Source organism: Paenibacillus sp. P22 (genome assembly GCF_000469945.2).
Classification (GTDB): Bacteria; Bacillota; Bacilli; order Paenibacillales; family Paenibacillaceae; genus Paenibacillus_O; species Paenibacillus_O humicus.
On the sequence record NZ_CBRA020000083.1, the window covers coordinates 1 to 15,881 of the forward strand.

The 15,881-nt window shown below is 57.7% G+C and carries 14 protein-coding genes, 12 tRNA genes, 1 pseudogene and 1 riboswitch; of the genes and pseudogenes, 7 read left to right on the top strand and 20 right to left on the bottom strand.

Annotation, left to right across the window (positions count from 1 at the left end):
- The 6 genes from BN871_RS27695 to gcvH form a co-directional block, all read right to left on the bottom strand.
- Positions 1-303, bottom strand: a 303-nt coding sequence (locus tag BN871_RS27695; RefSeq protein ID WP_048746450.1) for a carbohydrate-binding protein, incomplete at its 3' end; no start/stop codon positions are given.
- Positions 304-417: 114 nt separating this feature from the next.
- Positions 418-927 carry a DUF4188 domain-containing protein gene (locus BN871_RS12880; RefSeq protein WP_048746452.1) on the bottom strand — a complete coding sequence of 170 codons (510 nt, stop codon included), beginning with the start codon at positions 925-927 and terminating at the stop codon, positions 418-420.
- A gap of 145 nt (positions 928-1,072) precedes the next feature.
- Positions 1,073-1,609 (bottom strand): TetR/AcrR family transcriptional regulator, encoded by a 537-nt coding sequence (locus tag BN871_RS12885; protein WP_021880020.1) that lies wholly within the window; start codon positions 1,607-1,609, stop codon positions 1,073-1,075.
- A gap of 172 nt (positions 1,610-1,781) precedes the next feature.
- Positions 1,782-3,251 (bottom strand): DHA2 family efflux MFS transporter permease subunit, encoded by a 1,470-nt coding sequence (locus tag BN871_RS12890; RefSeq protein WP_048746468.1) that lies wholly within the window; start codon positions 3,249-3,251, stop codon positions 1,782-1,784.
- 59 nt (positions 3,252-3,310) lie between these two features.
- Positions 3,311-3,904 carry a TetR/AcrR family transcriptional regulator gene (locus BN871_RS12895; protein ID WP_048746454.1) on the bottom strand — a complete coding sequence of 198 codons (594 nt, stop codon included), beginning with the start codon at positions 3,902-3,904 and terminating at the stop codon, positions 3,311-3,313.
- 182 nt (positions 3,905-4,086) lie between these two features.
- On the bottom strand, positions 4,087-4,476 hold the full coding sequence (gcvH, locus tag BN871_RS12900) for a glycine cleavage system protein GcvH (protein WP_048746456.1): 390 nt from the start codon (positions 4,474-4,476) through the stop codon (positions 4,087-4,089).
- Between the two features lie 168 nt (positions 4,477-4,644).
- Positions 4,645-4,744, top strand: a riboswitch (glycine riboswitch).
- Positions 4,745-4,873: 129 nt separating this feature from the next.
- On the opposite strand from gcvH, the gene BN871_RS12905 reads away from it, so the two are divergent.
- The 5 genes from BN871_RS12905 to BN871_RS12925 all read left to right on the top strand — a co-directional run bounded on the left by BN871_RS12905 (position 4,874) and on the right by BN871_RS12925 (position 10,055).
- A complete protein-coding gene (locus BN871_RS12905) occupies positions 4,874-5,026 on the top strand; it encodes a hypothetical protein (protein WP_157060285.1) in 153 nt (50 codons plus the stop codon).
- 35 nt (positions 5,027-5,061) lie between these two features.
- The gene (gcvT, locus tag BN871_RS12910; RefSeq protein ID WP_048746458.1) at positions 5,062-6,186 is read left to right on the top strand and encodes a glycine cleavage system aminomethyltransferase GcvT; all 1,125 of its coding nucleotides are present in this window, start codon (positions 5,062-5,064) and stop codon (positions 6,184-6,186) included.
- A gap of 10 nt (positions 6,187-6,196) precedes the next feature.
- Positions 6,197-7,576: an aminomethyl-transferring glycine dehydrogenase subunit GcvPA gene (gene gcvPA, locus BN871_RS12915; protein ID WP_048746460.1), complete on the top strand. Its 1,380-nt coding sequence runs from the start codon at positions 6,197-6,199 to the stop codon at positions 7,574-7,576.
- Positions 7,577-7,614: 38 nt separating this feature from the next.
- Positions 7,615-9,072 carry an aminomethyl-transferring glycine dehydrogenase subunit GcvPB gene (gcvPB, locus tag BN871_RS12920; RefSeq protein ID WP_048746470.1) on the top strand — a complete coding sequence of 486 codons (1,458 nt, stop codon included), beginning with the start codon at positions 7,615-7,617 and terminating at the stop codon, positions 9,070-9,072.
- Positions 9,073-9,218: 146 nt separating this feature from the next.
- Positions 9,219-10,055, top strand: coding sequence for a lipoyl protein ligase domain-containing protein (locus BN871_RS12925; protein ID WP_048746461.1), 837 nt, complete (start codon positions 9,219-9,221; stop codon positions 10,053-10,055).
- Between the two features lies 1 nt (position 10,056).
- Here the strand turns inward: BN871_RS12925 and BN871_RS12930 are convergent, their stop codons facing one another.
- Positions 10,057-10,350: a hypothetical protein gene (locus BN871_RS12930; protein ID WP_048746462.1), complete on the bottom strand. Its 294-nt coding sequence runs from the start codon at positions 10,348-10,350 to the stop codon at positions 10,057-10,059.
- A gap of 561 nt (positions 10,351-10,911) precedes the next feature.
- On the opposite strand from BN871_RS12930, the pseudogene BN871_RS12935 reads away from it, so the two are divergent.
- Together BN871_RS12935 and BN871_RS12940 are read left to right on the top strand one after the other, a co-directional pair.
- A pseudogene (locus tag BN871_RS12935) lies at positions 10,912-12,257 on the top strand (dipeptidase).
- 282 nt (positions 12,258-12,539) lie between these two features.
- On the top strand, positions 12,540-13,625 hold the full coding sequence (locus BN871_RS12940; RefSeq protein WP_048746464.1) for a YheC/YheD family protein: 1,086 nt from the start codon (positions 12,540-12,542) through the stop codon (positions 13,623-13,625).
- Positions 13,626-13,627: 2 nt separating this feature from the next.
- On the opposite strand, the gene BN871_RS12945 is transcribed toward BN871_RS12940, so the two are convergent.
- From BN871_RS12945 to BN871_RS13005, 13 genes are all read right to left on the bottom strand, one after another.
- Positions 13,628-14,398 carry a YheC/YheD family protein gene (locus BN871_RS12945; protein ID WP_048746466.1) on the bottom strand — a complete coding sequence of 257 codons (771 nt, stop codon included), beginning with the start codon at positions 14,396-14,398 and terminating at the stop codon, positions 13,628-13,630.
- Between the two features lie 323 nt (positions 14,399-14,721).
- Positions 14,722-14,795, bottom strand: a tRNA-Gly gene (locus BN871_RS12950).
- Between the two features lie 16 nt (positions 14,796-14,811).
- Positions 14,812-14,888, bottom strand: a tRNA-Pro gene (locus BN871_RS12955).
- Positions 14,889-14,897: 9 nt separating this feature from the next.
- Positions 14,898-14,974, bottom strand: a tRNA-Arg gene (locus BN871_RS12960).
- 7 nt (positions 14,975-14,981) lie between these two features.
- A tRNA-Gly gene (locus BN871_RS12965) sits at positions 14,982-15,056 on the bottom strand.
- A gap of 3 nt (positions 15,057-15,059) precedes the next feature.
- Positions 15,060-15,146 (bottom strand) — tRNA-Leu (locus tag BN871_RS12970).
- 51 nt (positions 15,147-15,197) lie between these two features.
- Positions 15,198-15,283, bottom strand: a tRNA-Leu gene (locus tag BN871_RS12975).
- Positions 15,284-15,304: 21 nt separating this feature from the next.
- Positions 15,305-15,377, bottom strand: a tRNA-Lys gene (locus BN871_RS12980).
- A 4-nt stretch (positions 15,378-15,381) separates the two neighbouring features.
- Positions 15,382-15,456, bottom strand: a tRNA-Gln gene (locus tag BN871_RS12985).
- A gap of 11 nt (positions 15,457-15,467) precedes the next feature.
- Positions 15,468-15,543 (bottom strand) — tRNA-His (locus tag BN871_RS12990).
- 18 nt (positions 15,544-15,561) lie between these two features.
- Positions 15,562-15,634, bottom strand: a tRNA-Thr gene (locus BN871_RS12995).
- A gap of 14 nt (positions 15,635-15,648) precedes the next feature.
- A tRNA-Asp gene (locus BN871_RS13000) sits at positions 15,649-15,725 on the bottom strand.
- Between the two features lie 4 nt (positions 15,726-15,729).
- Positions 15,730-15,806 (bottom strand) — tRNA-Met (locus tag BN871_RS13005).
- Positions 15,807-15,881 lie beyond the last annotated feature (75 nt).

The following is a 15,881-nucleotide window of genomic DNA, read 5'->3' on the forward strand; positions in this document are numbered from 1 at the left end:
GGACGGCGTCATCCTGCTCTCTCCGATGAGGGAGGAGGAGGACCGCAAGGAGCTGGAAAAGCGGGGCATKCACGTTCGGCGGTTCCCAGCCGCTGTCGACGTGTGGCCCTGCAGGCATTCATAGCGCCCTCCTGCGTACGTCACGGTCGCCTTGGCCGCATAGGCTGCGCCCGGCGCCCAGGCTGAATCCTCGGCGTACACCCGCGGGCCTGCCGGATACAAGGCAGCCATCAGCAGAGCCAGCATCAGGCTCCAGATTTTCAGGCTGTCAAGCTTTCCTCTTCTGGGGTCGACCTTCTTCATCAATCATCATCCTTTCTCTTACGGGATGACTATATCTTTGAAAATAGCGGTCGGCCGGGCAAGTGCTGGAAGGCCCATACCAGCGCCTGCCGCAGAAATTTCCCCCTGTCCCCTTCAGTCATGAGGGTTGGGAGGGGACGGCACGGCTGGAGCGGAATCTCCGCCCATTCTGCGGCGCGACGTCTCCTTGCGGCCGGTAGCGGGGACATGCCTGCCCGCCTTGGCGAGTCCCATCACCGGCATGTTTCCATAGACCGCTTCATGGCTTCCGGGCTGAATCACATACGTTTCATGGAAGATGCCGACCGACCCGTCCGTTCCAACGGAACGGTTGAATTTCTTCCAAGCCTCCAGATGCATGCCGCCCCGCGCATAGCGCTCCAGCTGGTCGTAGGATCTCCAGTACTGCAGCAGCACAGGGCCGCGCGCGCCCATGTACATCTCATGGCTGATGAAGCCCATGTCCGGATTGCCGTACAGCTCCCGCATCATCGGCCCCATCGAGCGGACTACCGGCAGCCACTTGTGCACGGCCAGCAGCTTGTTGATCCTCATTCCAATGACGAACACAACGAATGTGCCGTCCATTTCCGCGGTGAACCTTCCCGATATCGCTTTAGCCATTCCTTCCACTCTCCTTTTTATTTATCAGTCAATAAATTATCAGGGGTAAAAAAGGCCGCTCCTTCAGCGGCATTTCTCATTCCCGGAACCAACTTTGCTGTACATTTCCTCCATGCTCAACGTGCTTCGGGAGCTGCGGCCAAGCTTAGCAATCCAAGCTCTCCTCCCAAGGCAGCAGCTGCTTCAGTCCTGTCAGCTCGGACAAGGCGATGGCCAGCCCGAGACCGATGAACTGGGTCGCGCGGAAACCCGGGAACTCCAGGCCTGCCCGTTCGAAACGGAGCTTCAAGCCGGCATGAATGGAGGCAAACTCCTCCTGGACATACTGGCGGATGCCCGGCTCCGGTATGGAGTGGGCCGTCATGCAGAGCAGCACCTCGATGCGGAAGCCGCCCTCCAGCAGCTCCCGGAACGCATGGCCCATCGCCTGCTCGAGCTCGCCGGGAGGCGCCTGAACCGCCTCGAACGCTCCGCGGATCTGCTGTGCAGCCCTCTGCAGGACGGACATGTAGAGAGCTTCCTTCGTCCGGAAAAAATGAAAGACGTACGGCTGGGTAACGCCGACCGCGGAAGCCACATCCGCCGTTGTTGTTTTGTAATATCCTTTTTCGGCAAACAGCGCGGCGGCAGCGCTTGAAATCTGCTCTCTGCGTCCTGCTGCCTGTTCCTCTCTCGATGTCATGAGATCCTATACCTTCCCTGTATTCTCCATTTATTAATCCATAAATAAAATAACTTCCCCCATCCATTCTGTCAATCCATCCAGGCAAAAAAATCCTGCGCTCCAAGGAGCGCAGGAGAACACTCGCGCGTCTCCGCGCGGGGTGCAAGGGCAGAACGAATGTCGGGTCGGATCAATGTCCGGCGTGATGGACTTGCTCCTGCTTCTCGACTTTCACCCGCTTGATGAACAGGGCGCATACAAAGCCAAGCACGGCAAAAATCATGACGAAAAGGAAAGCATTTTGAACTCCCTGGGTCATGGCCGCGGGAACGGTCGACAGATCCGCAGGCGAATGCTTGCCGTCGGCATAATAAGCCTTGCTGCCCGCCGTCATGATGCTGATAGCGAGCGCCGTGCCGATCGCACCCGCAACCTGCTGCAAGGTGTTCATGATCGCCGTTCCGTCCGGATAGAGCTCCCGCGGCAGCTGGTTCAGCCCGTTGGTTTGGGCCGGCATCATGATCATGGAAATGCCGATCATCAGAAGGCTGTGCAGGAGGATGATCTCGCCTTTGGACGTGCCCGTATTGATGCCCGTCAGCAGCCAAAGCACGACGAACACCAGCACCAGGCCAGGCAATACGAGCCAGCGGGGGCCGTATTTATCGAACAGCCTGCCCATGATCGGAGACATGACGCCGTTGATCAGTCCGCCGGGAAGCAGCAGCAGTCCCGCCGCGAGCGGCAGCAGGCCGATGCCGGCCTGCAAATACAAAGGCAGCAGAATGACAGTGGAAAGAATGATCATCATCCCGATGAAGATCATCAGCGTGCCGAGCGTGAACATCGGGAAGCGGAATGCCCTCAGATTCATCATCGGCTGCTTCATCCGCAGCTGGCGGACGGTGAACAGGATCAAGGCGACGATGCCGACGGCGATTCCGATAATGACTTTCGGGCTGCTCCAGCCATGGTCGCCTTCTCCTGCGCTGCTGAAGCCGTAGACGACGCCTCCGAAGCCGAAGCTGGAGAGCGCGATCGAATAGATATCGATCCGCGGACGGGCAAGCTCGGAGACGTTTTTCATGAACATCAGGCCGAACAGAAGCGCGACGACCAGAAGCGGCAGCGCCGTCCAGAATATCGTCCTCCAGCTGGCATACTCGAGGAACAGGCCGGCAATGGCAGGGCCGACCGCCGGCGCGAACATGATGACAAGCCCCATCATGCCCATCGCCGCTCCACGCTTTTGCGGCGGAAAGATAACCAGTACCGTGTTGAACATCAGCGGAATGAGGAGGCCGGTGCCGACCGCCTGGACAAGCCTTGCAATGAACAGGAAAGCGAAGCTCGGCGCGCTCGCCGCGATCAGCGTGCCGGCAATCGAGAAGACGAGCGATGCGGTGAACAGCTGCCGCGTCGTGAACCATTGGAGCAGCAAGCCCGAGATCGGCACGAGAATCGCCAGCACGAGCAAAAATCCGGTCGTAAGCCACTGAATCGTGGCAGGCTCGACGTTGAACGTGCTCATCAGCTCATTCAGCGCGATATTGAGTGCCGTTTCGCTGAACATCCCGATGAATCCGGCAAGCAGCAAAGCGGTCATAATCGGAACAACCTTGAAGGAAGCTCCTTCTTGAGGAGCAGCGGCTGCTTCCATTGTTTTTTCCATCTGGTTTCCCTCCTGGGACGGGGGTTTTCCCCGTCCTTTGTCTCTTTTTAGTTTCCGACCCCTCCATCGGTTCCATTCACTAGCACAGGCATGAATTCCTCCACAAGCCGGAACGGCCGGGTATCCTTGTTCGTCATCGCGAGAATGACGGCGCCCTCCAGCATGGAAATGATCAGAATCGCCGATTTGACGGCAGATTCAGGGTCCAGGCCTCCTTGCCGCAGAGCCGCTTCCAGGCTTCCCTGCCATTCGGAGAATACCGTCTGGCATGCCTGCCTCAGCCCGTCGCTGATGCCGCTTGTCTCCACGAACATCCAGAAGCTGAACGGGATGCATTCGGCGAAATCATTCGCTCCGGCGCTTTCCGTAATTCCCCGCACAAAAGCCTGGAGAGCCTTGGATACGGAAGGCTCGCTCTCCATGCAGCTCCGAAGCGAATCCAGCACGGCGCGCTTGGACAGAGAAATGCATTCCATGGCGAGCTGCTCCTTGCCCTCGGGAAAAAAGTGGTACAGCGAGCCTTTGGGCGCCTTGCTTTCCTTGACGATCTGGCTCAGTCCGGTGGCATGATAGCCTTGCAGCAGGAACAAGCGGGAAGCCGTCTCGACGATCCGATCCCGGGTATGATTGCGGTCGACCATAGGAGCTCCTTTCGAATTAGAACGATCGGTCTAGTCAATGAAACCATAAAAAAAGGCATCCGGTCAACGGACCGGATGCCTTTAGCCAAATCTTTGCCGAGCCGCCCATGGGAAAAAGCGGACATCCGCAAGCGCGAAGAGGAGAGTGCGGAGTCGCACCCTCCTCCGCTGCACATGGGAGCCTAATCCGTCAGCTTGGCGTAAGCTTCCGCGTCCAGCAGCGCCGCTACAGCCGCCTTGGCGTCGGCGCCCGTGTCGATCTCGATCATCCAGCCGCCGGCAAAAGGATCGTTGTTGACGAGCTCCGGCGAATCGCCCAGCTCCTCGTTGACCCGGACGACCGTTCCGCTGACGGGGGAATACAGGTCGGACACCGTTTTGACGGACTCGATCGTCCCGAGAGGTTGTCCCGCTTCAACGCTGTCTCCAGCCTGCGGCAGCTCGACGAACACGATGTCCCCGAGCTGATGCTGGGCATGGTCCGTAATGCCGATCCGAACAATCGTCTCTCCAGCCGCTTCCGCCCACTCATGCTCCTCCGTATAGCCCAATCCTGCGCGAATCTCACTCACTGGACGCTCATCCTTTCCCATCATGGCCTGGTTTGGCAATCTATGCGCAAAGCGTAAACGATATCGGGCGGCTGTGTCAACATAACTCACTCGGCATGTCTTTTAGTCTGAAATTCTGTTGACACAGGGTTGTCCCATCTGTAAAACTGGTTGTAACTGAATATGCGGATGAACGCAACGGGAGAGATCGCCGGTACATGAAGCGGCGCCGAAGGAGTAACCCTGCCCGGCAGGGGAATCTCTCAGGCAGAAGGACCTTTGCGGGACGCGCCTCTGGAGAGAACGGAAGCTTGCGGCCCCGCCGCTTCGCCGACGTCACCAAAGGGGAAACCTGCGGAGACGAATGCGCAGGGTAACTCTCAGGTACCAAGGACAGAGCATGGATGACACGTTCAGCATGGCTGCGGATTTTTTGCAGCCGGCGGGCGTCGTTTTTCCTGCGCTGTCCTTTTTGCTTTTCTCCCTTTCATTATGCACCAAGGACGGCTTCTTCATCAGTCGGGCGTTGAAGGCTCGCAAGGCGAAGATGAACAATCAGCGAACAGGCTAGACTTTCGAGTACGAGCATACAAAGGGAGGACTACCATGGCCAATCTGCGCACGACCCCGCTCCATTCCCTCTACAAGGAATACGGCGAAGCCCGCTGCATCGACTTCGGCGGCTGGGATCTGCCGGTTCAGTTCACCGGCATACTGAAGGAGCATGAGGCTGTCCGGCAGCGCGCCGGGCTGTTCGACGTATCCCATATGGGAGAGTTCCTCGTCACCGGCAAGTTCGCCGGCGATTTCCTGCAGCGCGTGACGACCAACGACGTGTCCAGGCTGAAAGACGGCTCCGCCCAATATACGCTCATGTGCTATCCGGACGGAGGCGTCGTCGACGATCTGCTCGTCTACCGGATCAGCGAGGACCAGTACATGCTTGTCGTCAACGCGTCCAACATCGGCAAGGATCTCGATTGGCTGCGGGAGCATCTGATCGGGGACGTGACGGTGGAGGACCGCTCCGACGACACAGCGCTGATCGCTCTGCAGGGTCCTCTCGCAGGTGAGATTCTGGACCGCTGCACGGAGGCCGATTGGAGCGGGCTGAAGCCGTTCGAGTTTCTGCCGAAGGCGGCCGTATGCGGCGTCGAGCTGCTGCTCTCCCGCACCGGCTACACCGGGGAGGACGGCTTCGAGCTGTACGCGCCGGCTCCCGACGCGGCCAGGCTGTGGCGCGCGCTGATGGAAGCCGGAGCTCCGTTCGGCCTCGAGGCCGCCGGTCTCGGCGCGCGCGATACGCTGCGCTTCGAGGCGAGGCTGCCGCTGTACGGCCAGGAGCTGTCGGCCGATATATCCCCTCTGGAAGCCGGACTCGGATTTTTCGTGAAGCTGGATGCGGGCGACTTCATCGGCCGCGACGCGCTGGCAGCGCAGAAGGAAGCCGGCGTGCCCCGCAAGCTTGTCGGCATCGAGCTGCTGGAGCGGGGCATCCCGCGCTCCCATTACCAGGTCTATGCCGGAGAGCGGCTGATCGGCGAAGTGACATCGGGCACCCAGTCGCCGACGCTCAAGCGCAATCTCGGACTCGCGCTGATCCTGGCCGAGTATGCCGCTGTCGGCACCGAGGTCGAGGTCGACATCCGCGGCAAACGGTTGAAGGCCGCTGTCGTCAAAGCCCCTTTCTACAAACGAAACGCGGCATCGCCCGCATCAGCCAAGGAGTGACAAACCCTTCATGACGACCCAGCATCGCTATATCCCCATGACCGAGCAGGACCAGCAGGAAATGCTGCAGACGATCGGCGCGGCCACCCTGGAAGACCTGTTCCGCGACATTCCGCAATCGATCCGCTACAAGGGCACGCTGCCAATGTCAGGCGCGCTCGACGAATGGGCCCTCCTCCGCCATCTGAAGGAGCTGGCCGGCCGCAACGCCGATCATGAAACGACGACGAGCTTCCTTGGCGCCGGTCTCTACGACCACCATATTCCCGTCGTCATCAACCATATGATCTCCCGCTCGGAATTCTATACCGCCTATACTCCTTATCAGCCGGAAATCAGCCAAGGCGAGCTGCAGGCGATCTTCGAGTTCCAGTCCTACATCTGCGAGCTGACCGGCATGGCTGTCGCCAACGCCAGCATGTACGACGGCGCGACCGCCTTGTCCGAGGCGGCGGCTCTTGCCTCCGCCCACACCCGCCGCAAGCGCATCGTCGTCTCCCGCGCCGTGCATCCGGAAGCGCGCGAGATTCTGCGCACGAGCGCACGCGGCCTCGGGCTTGAGCTCGTCGAAGTCGGCTTCCAAGGCGGCGTCACCGACCTGGAAGCGCTCCGCTCCGCCGTCGCTGGCGGCGAGACTGCCGCCGTGCTCGTGCAGTCGCCGAATTTCTTCGGCTGCATCGAGGATCTGGCGGCGATCGAGCCGATCATCCACGAGGCCAAGGGGCTGCTCGTCGTGAGCAGCAACCCGCTCTCCCTCGGCTTGCTGGAGTCCCCCGGAGCGCTAGGCGCCGACATCGTCGTCGGCGATGCCCAGCCGCTCGGCATCCCTTCCTCCCTCGGCGGACCGACCTGCGGATTTTTCTCGGTGGCCGAACCGCTCATGCGCCGCATGCCGGGACGCATCGTCGGCCAGACCAACGATCTGGACGGCAAGCGCGGCTTCGTGCTGACGCTGCAAGCCCGCGAGCAGCATATCCGCCGCGAGAAGGCGACATCCAACATCTGCTCGAACCAGGCGCTGCTCGCCCTGTGCGCTTCCATCTATCTCAGCGTGATGGGCAAGCAGGGCATCCGCGAAGCCGCCGAGCTCAATATCCGCAAATCGCATTACGCGTCCAAGAGACTCGGTTCGGTGGAAGGAATCGGCCTGCCGTTCGGCTCCGCTCCTTTCTTCAATGAATTCGTGGTTTCGCTGCCGGAAGGCGCATCGGCCAAGGAGCTGAACAGCAAGCTGCTCGCCGAGGGCTTCCTCGGCGGCTTCGATCTCGGCTCCGCCTACCCGGAGCTTGAGGGCCATATGCTCGTCGCCGTAACCGAGAAGCGCACGAAGGAAGAGATCGACGCATTCGCCGCCGCACTGGGCGGCCTGACGAAGGAGGCGCGCGCATGAGCAGCCATGAACAACTGAAGAGCGCCGGAATCATCGACGTGAAACCGGAGAAAGCGCTCATTTTCGAGATGAGCCGTGAAGGCCGCAAAGCCTACTCCCTTCCCGTCTGCGACGTGCCTGATGAGGAAGGGCTCGAAGAATTGATTCCTTCCTCCCTGCTCCGCAAGCAGCCGGCTTCCTTGCCGGAAGTGTACGAGGTGGACGTCATCCGCCATTACACCGAGCTGTCCCGCCGCAACTTCGGCGTCGACAACGGCTTCTACCCGCTCGGCTCCTGCACGATGAAATACAATCCGAAAATCAACGAGGATGCGGCGCGGCTGAACGGCTTCGCCCGCATCCATCCTTACCAGCCGGAAGAGAGCATCCAGGGCGCGCTGGAGCTGTTGTACGTGCTGCAAAACGATCTCGCCGCGCTTACCGGCATGGATGCCGTCACGCTGCAGCCGGCAGCCGGAGCCCACGGCGAGTGGACTGGCCTCATGATGATCCGCGCCTACCACGAGAGCCGCGGCGAGAAGCGCACGAAGGTCATCGTGCCGGACTCCTCGCACGGCACCAACCCGGCCAGCGCCACGACGGCCGGCCTGGATACGATCACGATCAAGTCCAATGAGCGCGGACTTGTCGATCTCGACGCGCTGCGAGCTGCAGTCGGCCCTGATACAGCCGCCCTGATGCTCACGAACCCGAGCACGTTGGGCCTGTTCGAGGAGCAGATCGTCGAGATCGCCGCCATCGTGCATGAAGCCGGCGGCCTGCTCTACTACGACGGAGCGAACTCCAACGCCATTATGGGCATTACCCGCCCGGGCGACATGGGCTTCGACGTCGTGCATCTCAACCTGCACAAAACGATGAGCACGCCGCATGGCGGCGGCGGCCCCGGAGCGGGTCCTGTCGGCGTAAAAGCCCATCTGACTCCGTTCCTTCCGAAGCCGGTCGTCGGCAAACGCGATAACGGCAGCTACTTCTTCGACTTCGACCGTCCCGCCTCCATCGGCCGCGTCAAATCGTACTACGGCAACTTCGGCATCCTGGTCCGCGCGTACACGTATATCCGCACCTACGGTCCGGAAGGACTGCGCCGCGTCTCGGAATGCGCCGTACTGAACGCCAACTACATGATGGCGCGCCTCTCGGAAGCCTATGAAATTCCGTACCCGGGCGTCTGCAAGCATGAGTTCGTCATGTCCGGCCGCGGACTCAAGGAATACGGCGTGCGCACGCTCGACGTCGCCAAGCGGCTGCTCGACTTCGGCTATCACCCGCCGACCATCTACTTCCCGCTCAACGTCGAGGAATGCATCATGATCGAGCCGACGGAAACCGAGAGCAAGGAAACGCTCGACGCCTTCATCGATACGATGATCCGCATCGCCCGCGAAGCGAAGGAGACGCCGGAGCTCGTTCAAAACGCTCCGTATACGACCGTCGTGCGGCGGCTGGATGAAACCCAGGCTGCCCGCAAGCCGGTGCTGAACTGCTCCTGCTAATGCAAAAAAAAAGCTTTTCCCGGCACTGCCCGGGAAAAGCTTTTTTTATATGGCTGCGCATGCCTCAACTCTACATGAAGGAGATAGGCCGAATATGTTAAAGTGTATAGATACGATCCGGTTGTTAAGGAAGGAAAAAGATTGCCATGATACAAGATATTCATCCCGGCCTGCTTTTGCTTGACCGCATGGACGATTGGGCGGAGCCGGACGTGCTCCACTCTTTTGCATGGGACGAGCTGCTCTGCCGCCAGACCGGTATCGACGGCATTCCCGTTCTTCATCTTTGGCGCCACCCTTCGGGCTTCGTCATGGGCCCGCGCGACAGCCGCCTGCCCGAGGCCGCGCTTGCCTCCAAGGAACTTGAGCGACTCGGTCTTTCCGTCGCTGTCCGCAACTCCGGCGGGGCAGCCGTGCCTCTGGATCCCGGAGTCGTGAATATTTCCCTTATCCTCCCTCTTCAGGGCAGCGCCTCGGTCCGGTTCAACGATGATTTCCAGCTGATGTACGAGCTGATCGCAGCCGCGCTGGACGGCTTCGGGGCCCGTGTCGACAAAGGTGAAATCTCGGGGGCCTACTGTCCCGGGGACTACGATCTCAGCATTGATGGCCTCAAGTTCTGCGGCATCGCGCAGCGCAGGCTCTCCCGCTCCTACATTATCCAAGCCTTTGTCAATGCCGGAGGCTCGGGAGCCGAGCGCGGCCGACTCGTTCGTCAGTTCTACGATACTGCCGCCGGCAGCTCGGGCACCGACCTCAGTTATCCGCTTGTGGAGGCCGGCACGATGGCGAGCTTGGAGGAGCTGGTCGACGGCCTTTGGCCGGATCCCGCCCGCATGTTCGCCGAAGCCGCCGCAGATGCAGCCTTTGGCAGCGGCCGCGGCCATGCCGTGTTCCCTGCCGTCCGCATGCCGGCGAGCTCCGCCATCCGCGAGCTGGCGCATTCGCTGCGCGGCCGTTATCCGATCGGCCGTCGGCCGTAACTCAGAGGCTTTTCCCGCCGCGAATGACGTACAGGGCGGGAGAAGCCTTTTCACGATTCGGCCTGACCGAATCGTGCAAGCCGGAATTGACAACCGCATAGTGCCGTTCAGAAGAGAAGTCATCGTTTTGCGTTTTTTCCTCTTCAGTGCCCTTCGTTTGCTTCGGTTTTTGTGCAAGCGGTGGAGTATCGGCAGCAGCGGCAGCGCGGCTCCACTCCCTTTGATTCCCTTCCGATTCTTGGCCCCATTCCATCGTCGGGCCAAGGCCGATATAATAATTCCAATCGTTTATCATAAGTCACCTGATTTCTTTATTGGTTTGCTAGTTGAGCGCACAAAAAAAAGCCACGGACTCCGAGTCCGTGACTTCATCAATCGGCCGCGCGGGCGGCTCCGTCCTACAAGCCATGCCGCCGCATCGTCCTATTCATGGTCCGTGGAGACCTCCGGGAATGACGCTTCCCGGTACGTGACATATTCAATTGGTGCATCGTTCCTGTATGCAGCATTAGCTGCCGTCATCTCGATTCCGTTCATGACCGTCATTTCCATCAGCCTCCCTTCATTTGCTTTCTGTGGTCATTGTATGGCGCGCAAGCCTGTCCCGTCAATCGATATGGACGGTAGAAAATGCTTTAGGCTTTTTTAGCTGATAGGAGCAAGGCCGCGCCGCTTGTCCCACAACATTAGCCGCGGCGTTTCCAGACGGAAGTTTATTCCCTCAGCCTGTACGCAGGTTTAGTCCCTGCGCCTGCATGCAGGTTTATTCCCTGCGTCTGCTCAGGTTATAATAGAAGCACACGGCTTTCATGCCGATGCTGTCCGTATCGCTACGGATTCCAGGAGGTACATACCGATGTCCTATTCCGATTATTTCGCTTCCCGCCGGGAAGAACAGCTGGAGGAATTGAAGCAGTGGCTTCGCATTCCGAGCATTTCGGCTCTGTCCGAGCATAAGCAAGACATCCAGTCCGCCGCCGCTTGGCTGGCCGACACGCTCAAGCGCGCAGGACTCGAGAATATCGAGATCATGCCGACGGCGGGCAATCCCGTCGTGTATGCCGATTACCTGCATGCCCCAGGCAAACCGACGATTCTGGTCTACGGCCATTACGACGTTCAGCCGGTCGATCCGCTGAACCTGTGGACAAGCCCGCCGTTCGAGCCGGAGATTCGCGGAGACAAGCTGTACGGCCGCGGCACGACCGACGACAAAGGCCAGACGTTCATCCATATCAAAGCGATTGAAGCGATCCTCAAGCAGGAAGGCACGCTTCCAGTCAACGTCAAGCTTTGCATTGAAGGCGAAGAAGAGATCGGAAGCATCAACCTGCCGCCATTCCTCGAGACCCACAAGAATAAGCTCGCATGCGACGCCGTTCTCGTATCCGACACCTCCCTGCTGGAGCGGGGACGCCCTGCCATCTGCACCGGCCTTCGCGGCCTTGAAGGACCGTATCGACGGCCAACACGGACCTTCACTCCGGCTCCTACGGCGGCGCGGTGCCGAATGCCCTGCATGCGCTCGTCTCGCTGCTGGACTCCCTGCATGACGAGAAAGGCAAAGTCGCCGTAGAAGGCTTCTACGAAGGCGTTCCGGAGCTCTCCGCTCTCATGCGGGAAGAATTCGCCAAGCAAGGCCTGGATGAGAACAAGGTTCGCGAAGGACTCGGACTGGACGCTCTGTACGGCGAAGAAGGCTATTCGTTCGTGGAACGCGTCGGCGCCCGTCCTACGCTGGAACTCAACGGCGTGTACGGCGGTTTCCAAGGCGAGGGCAGCAAAACCGTCATCCCCAAGGTGGCCCATGCGAAAATTACTTGCCGTCTTGTAGGCAAGCAGGATCCGGAGCTGACGATGGACCGGATCGAAAAGCACTTGAACGCGCATATCCAACCAGGAGCTCGCTTTGAGCTCAAGCGCAGCGAACGCGCCTTCGCCTTCAACATCGATCCTTCCCATCCGATTTTGCAGACGGCTGCGGACGCTTATGGGGCCGTGTACGGGACCCGTGCCCTCTTCACCAAGGACGGCGGCTCCATCCCGATCATGGAAGCCTTCTCCCGCGTTCTCCAGTCCCCGGTCGTACTGATGGGCTTTGGACTGGACGACGAGAACCTCCATGCTCCGAACGAGCATTTCAACCTGGAAAACTTCGACAAAGGTCTTCTGACGGTCGTCGAATTCCTCAAAACGGTATAAAACGGCTACAAGCCTGCCCATCGTCAAGATGGACAGGCTCTTTTTAATTTTGGACAGGATATAGACTTTCTCCACCATCCCAATCTATAGTCTTTTCTCGTTGCGTAGTTCATGTCGTATAAGTAAAAGCATGTTCTCGCGCTTCAAAGAAGGCAAATGGCAGGCCTATCCTTTTTTATCCAATAATCCCTTTGAGTACCCACTTGCCCATAGCGTTAGCACCTTCGCATGAATAAGCTAAAGCAATTCAATATCTGCTTATCCAAATCCCGGGAGGCCCTTATGCTGAATATAGGAGTTATGGCAAGAAGGAAAGGGAAATCCTTTTTTGAGTCCAACTATTTCCGACATTTGCATAAAGAAGGAGAGAAGCTCGGATTAAACGTCTACTTTTTCGGACATGAGGATGTTCATGTAACCAAACGTCTCGTAGACGGGTATGTACCGGAAAGAAATGGAGGATGGGCAAAAAAGCCGTTTCCATGGCCGGATATCGTCATCGACCGATACCGCAGCGGATGGACGCCATCCTTCAAGAAGCTCCGTAACAGCGGACTGCTTCGCATCGCCAATCCAAAATTTACGACCAAGAACAGAGCAACGAAGCTCTTTTTGGATACGAATAGCATGAGCAAATGGATTCCGGAAACGAGACCTTACCATGCATCTGCGTTTAAAGAGATGATTAAAACTCATCCTATACTCTATTTGAAACCGGCAAATGGAACCGGCGGGGCTGGTGTCGTCCAAATAAGAAAGGGGGATAACGCCATTTCCGCCCAGTTCCGTACTCGGGCTATGAAGGTTGGGAAGAACAGATTCCCGACGATTGAGAAAGCCGCAGCCGCCATGAACCGTTGGGTAAAGAAGGAGAATATCCGAGGAGGAACATTTCTGCTGCAGCAAGGGCTTGATCTGGAGCTGGCTCAAGGCCGATGGGCGGACATTCGGCTATTTATTCAAAAGAACGGTTCCGGCAATTGGGAAGTGACAGGAATCGGGGTACGTCAAGCGGCGGCGGGAAGTCCGAATACCAATTTGATCGCCAAGGGAAATAAAGGTTATCCGTTCCAATCCTTTATGGTAAAGCATTTCGGGGAAGAAAAAACGCGCCAAATCCGGCTTGAATGCGAAGAGCTCGCTCACGAAACCGTACGGGTTATCGAAAACCGCTTCGGAAGCATGATGGAATTCGGGATGGACATCGGAATCGACCGAAGCGGGAACGTGTGGCTGCTCGAAGTCAACCCGAAGCCCTGCAAAGATATCATGTGGAAAATCGGCGAGTTCCAAAATTACCTTCAAACGGTGCGCCGGCCCCTTCAATATGCCAAATTCCTGGCAGACAATGCGAGCGGCACACCGTAGGCTTAGTCGTTCGCTTTCTTGATTCTCCTTTTGCTTCGGGTTAAGCGATACTCGGAAACGGTTTGTTTGATCAGCTTGAAATAAGTTCTGTCCTTCAGCCTGCTGAATAAAGCATGGGATGGGTAATCGAAATTCACTTCGATAAGCCATAGCCTCCCAGAGCGATCGGCAGCAAAATCGATCCCGATCTGATACGAATATTTATATCTGTCAAATCGCCGGCAGATTTGCTGACTGCTGAGCACAAGCTGATCCTTGAACCGTTTCCTCTCTTCCTCATTCCAATTGAAGGCCTGTTTCAGCACATCATCCATAGCTCTTACACGGCCTCCCCGGCTCATGTTTGTTACGACGCTCCCGTCAGGGGCTACTTTTGCGAGCATTCCGCAATAACGCCACTGGTCCGATGCGTCCCGAATCATCATGACCCGAATGTCGAATGGCCTCCCGCCTATCCTCGCCAAGGGGATCGTCTTCTGCAAAACATGCTGTTTCTCTCCCGTATGGCTTCGTATGGCGTTATACAACGCTCCCGCATTCCCGTACCGCCGGATTCCGCCTTTCACAACTACGAATGAATAGACGCTTCCTTTTTTCCATGCCTTTATGATTCCTTTCCCCTTATGCTCCATGTTGGGTTTGATATAGACGCTGCCGTACTGTGCGAGAAACCGTTCGAATGTAGTCCGGTTGAACAGCACGGTGGGTGGCAGCAGCGTTTTGATTTGCTGATCCTTGGCGTAGAATTGATGCAGGCCCCATTTCCCCGGCATTTGAAATCTTCTCCCCTCATCAACGATTGCATTGCAGTTTATGCATTCGCTAATGCAAGTGGAAGGTTGTTCTCAAGACAAGTAGGGAATTGACATCTGGAGATAATGAAAAGCTTTCGTCCTGAATCCTGCCTCATTGCTGCAGCACTTTGGAGAATTCACGGCTAAATTCGTATAGGTACGGCAAGAGTGGTCGGATGTGCCCCAAATATCTGAATGGCAATGAACCGATTGTACAGGACAGCCAGCAAATCGGCTTCGCAACCCTAGCTGAAAATGCAAAAAATCCCCGCCGTCCGGCAGGGATGTCTCGATCATATGTATGGAGCGGGTGATGGGAATCGAACCCACGCTATCAGCTTGGAAGGCTGAAGTTCTACCATTGAACTACACCCGCGGAGAAGATAAAAAAATGGTCGGGATGACACGATTTGAACATGCGACCCCCTGGTCCCAAACCAGGTGCTCTACCAAGCTGAGCTACATCCCGATATTTAAATGGCGTGCCCGGAGAGATTCGAACTCCCGACCTTTTGATTCGTAGTCAAATGCTCTATCCAGCTGAGCTACGGGCACACAATTATGGAGCGGAAGACGGGAATCGAACCCGCGACCCTCGCCTTGGCAAGGCGATGCTCTACCGCTGAGCCACTTCCGCAAATGGTGCGGTCAAGAGGACTTGAACCTCCACGTCATTGCTGACACTAGAACCTGAATCTAGCGCGTCTGCCAATTCCGCCATGACCGCATGTTAAAAAGGTACTGCTGAGTGTTTCATTCACCTGGCAGGGTGAATGAATGGTGCGGTTGAGAGGACTCGAACCTCCACGGGCTTGCGCCCACTACCCCCTCAAGATAGCGTGTCTGCCATTCCACCACAACCGCATATAAAGTTAGGAAAAAAAGTGAGCCATGAAGGACTCGAACCTTCGACACCCTGATTAAAAGTCAGGTGCTCTACCAACTGAGCTAATGGCTCTTAATGGCTGGGGATTCAGGGATCGAACCTGAGAATGACGGAGTCAAAGTCCGTTGCCTTACCGCTTGGCTAATCCCCACCAAGAAGCAATGGGGCGATCGAGGGGAATTGAACCCCCGAATGCCGGAACCACAATCCGGTGCGTTAACCACTTCGCCACGATCGCCATGTAAATTTGGTCAAATGCCGCCGAGAGGACTTGAACCCCCAACCTACTGATTACAAGTCAGTTGCTCTACCAGTTGAGCTACAGCGGCAAAGTGATCAAAAATGGCGGAGCTGACGGGATTCGAACCCGCGGTCTCCTGCGTGACAGGCAGGCATGTTAGGCCTCTACACCACAGCTCCATATTGGTTGCGGGGACAGGATTTGAACCTGTGACCTTCGGGTTATGAGCCCGACGAGCTACCGGACTGCTCCACCCCGCGGTAGTTGAATGGTGGAAGCTGAGGGGATCGAACCCCCGACCCTCTGCTTGTAAGGCAGATGCTCTCCCAGCGAGC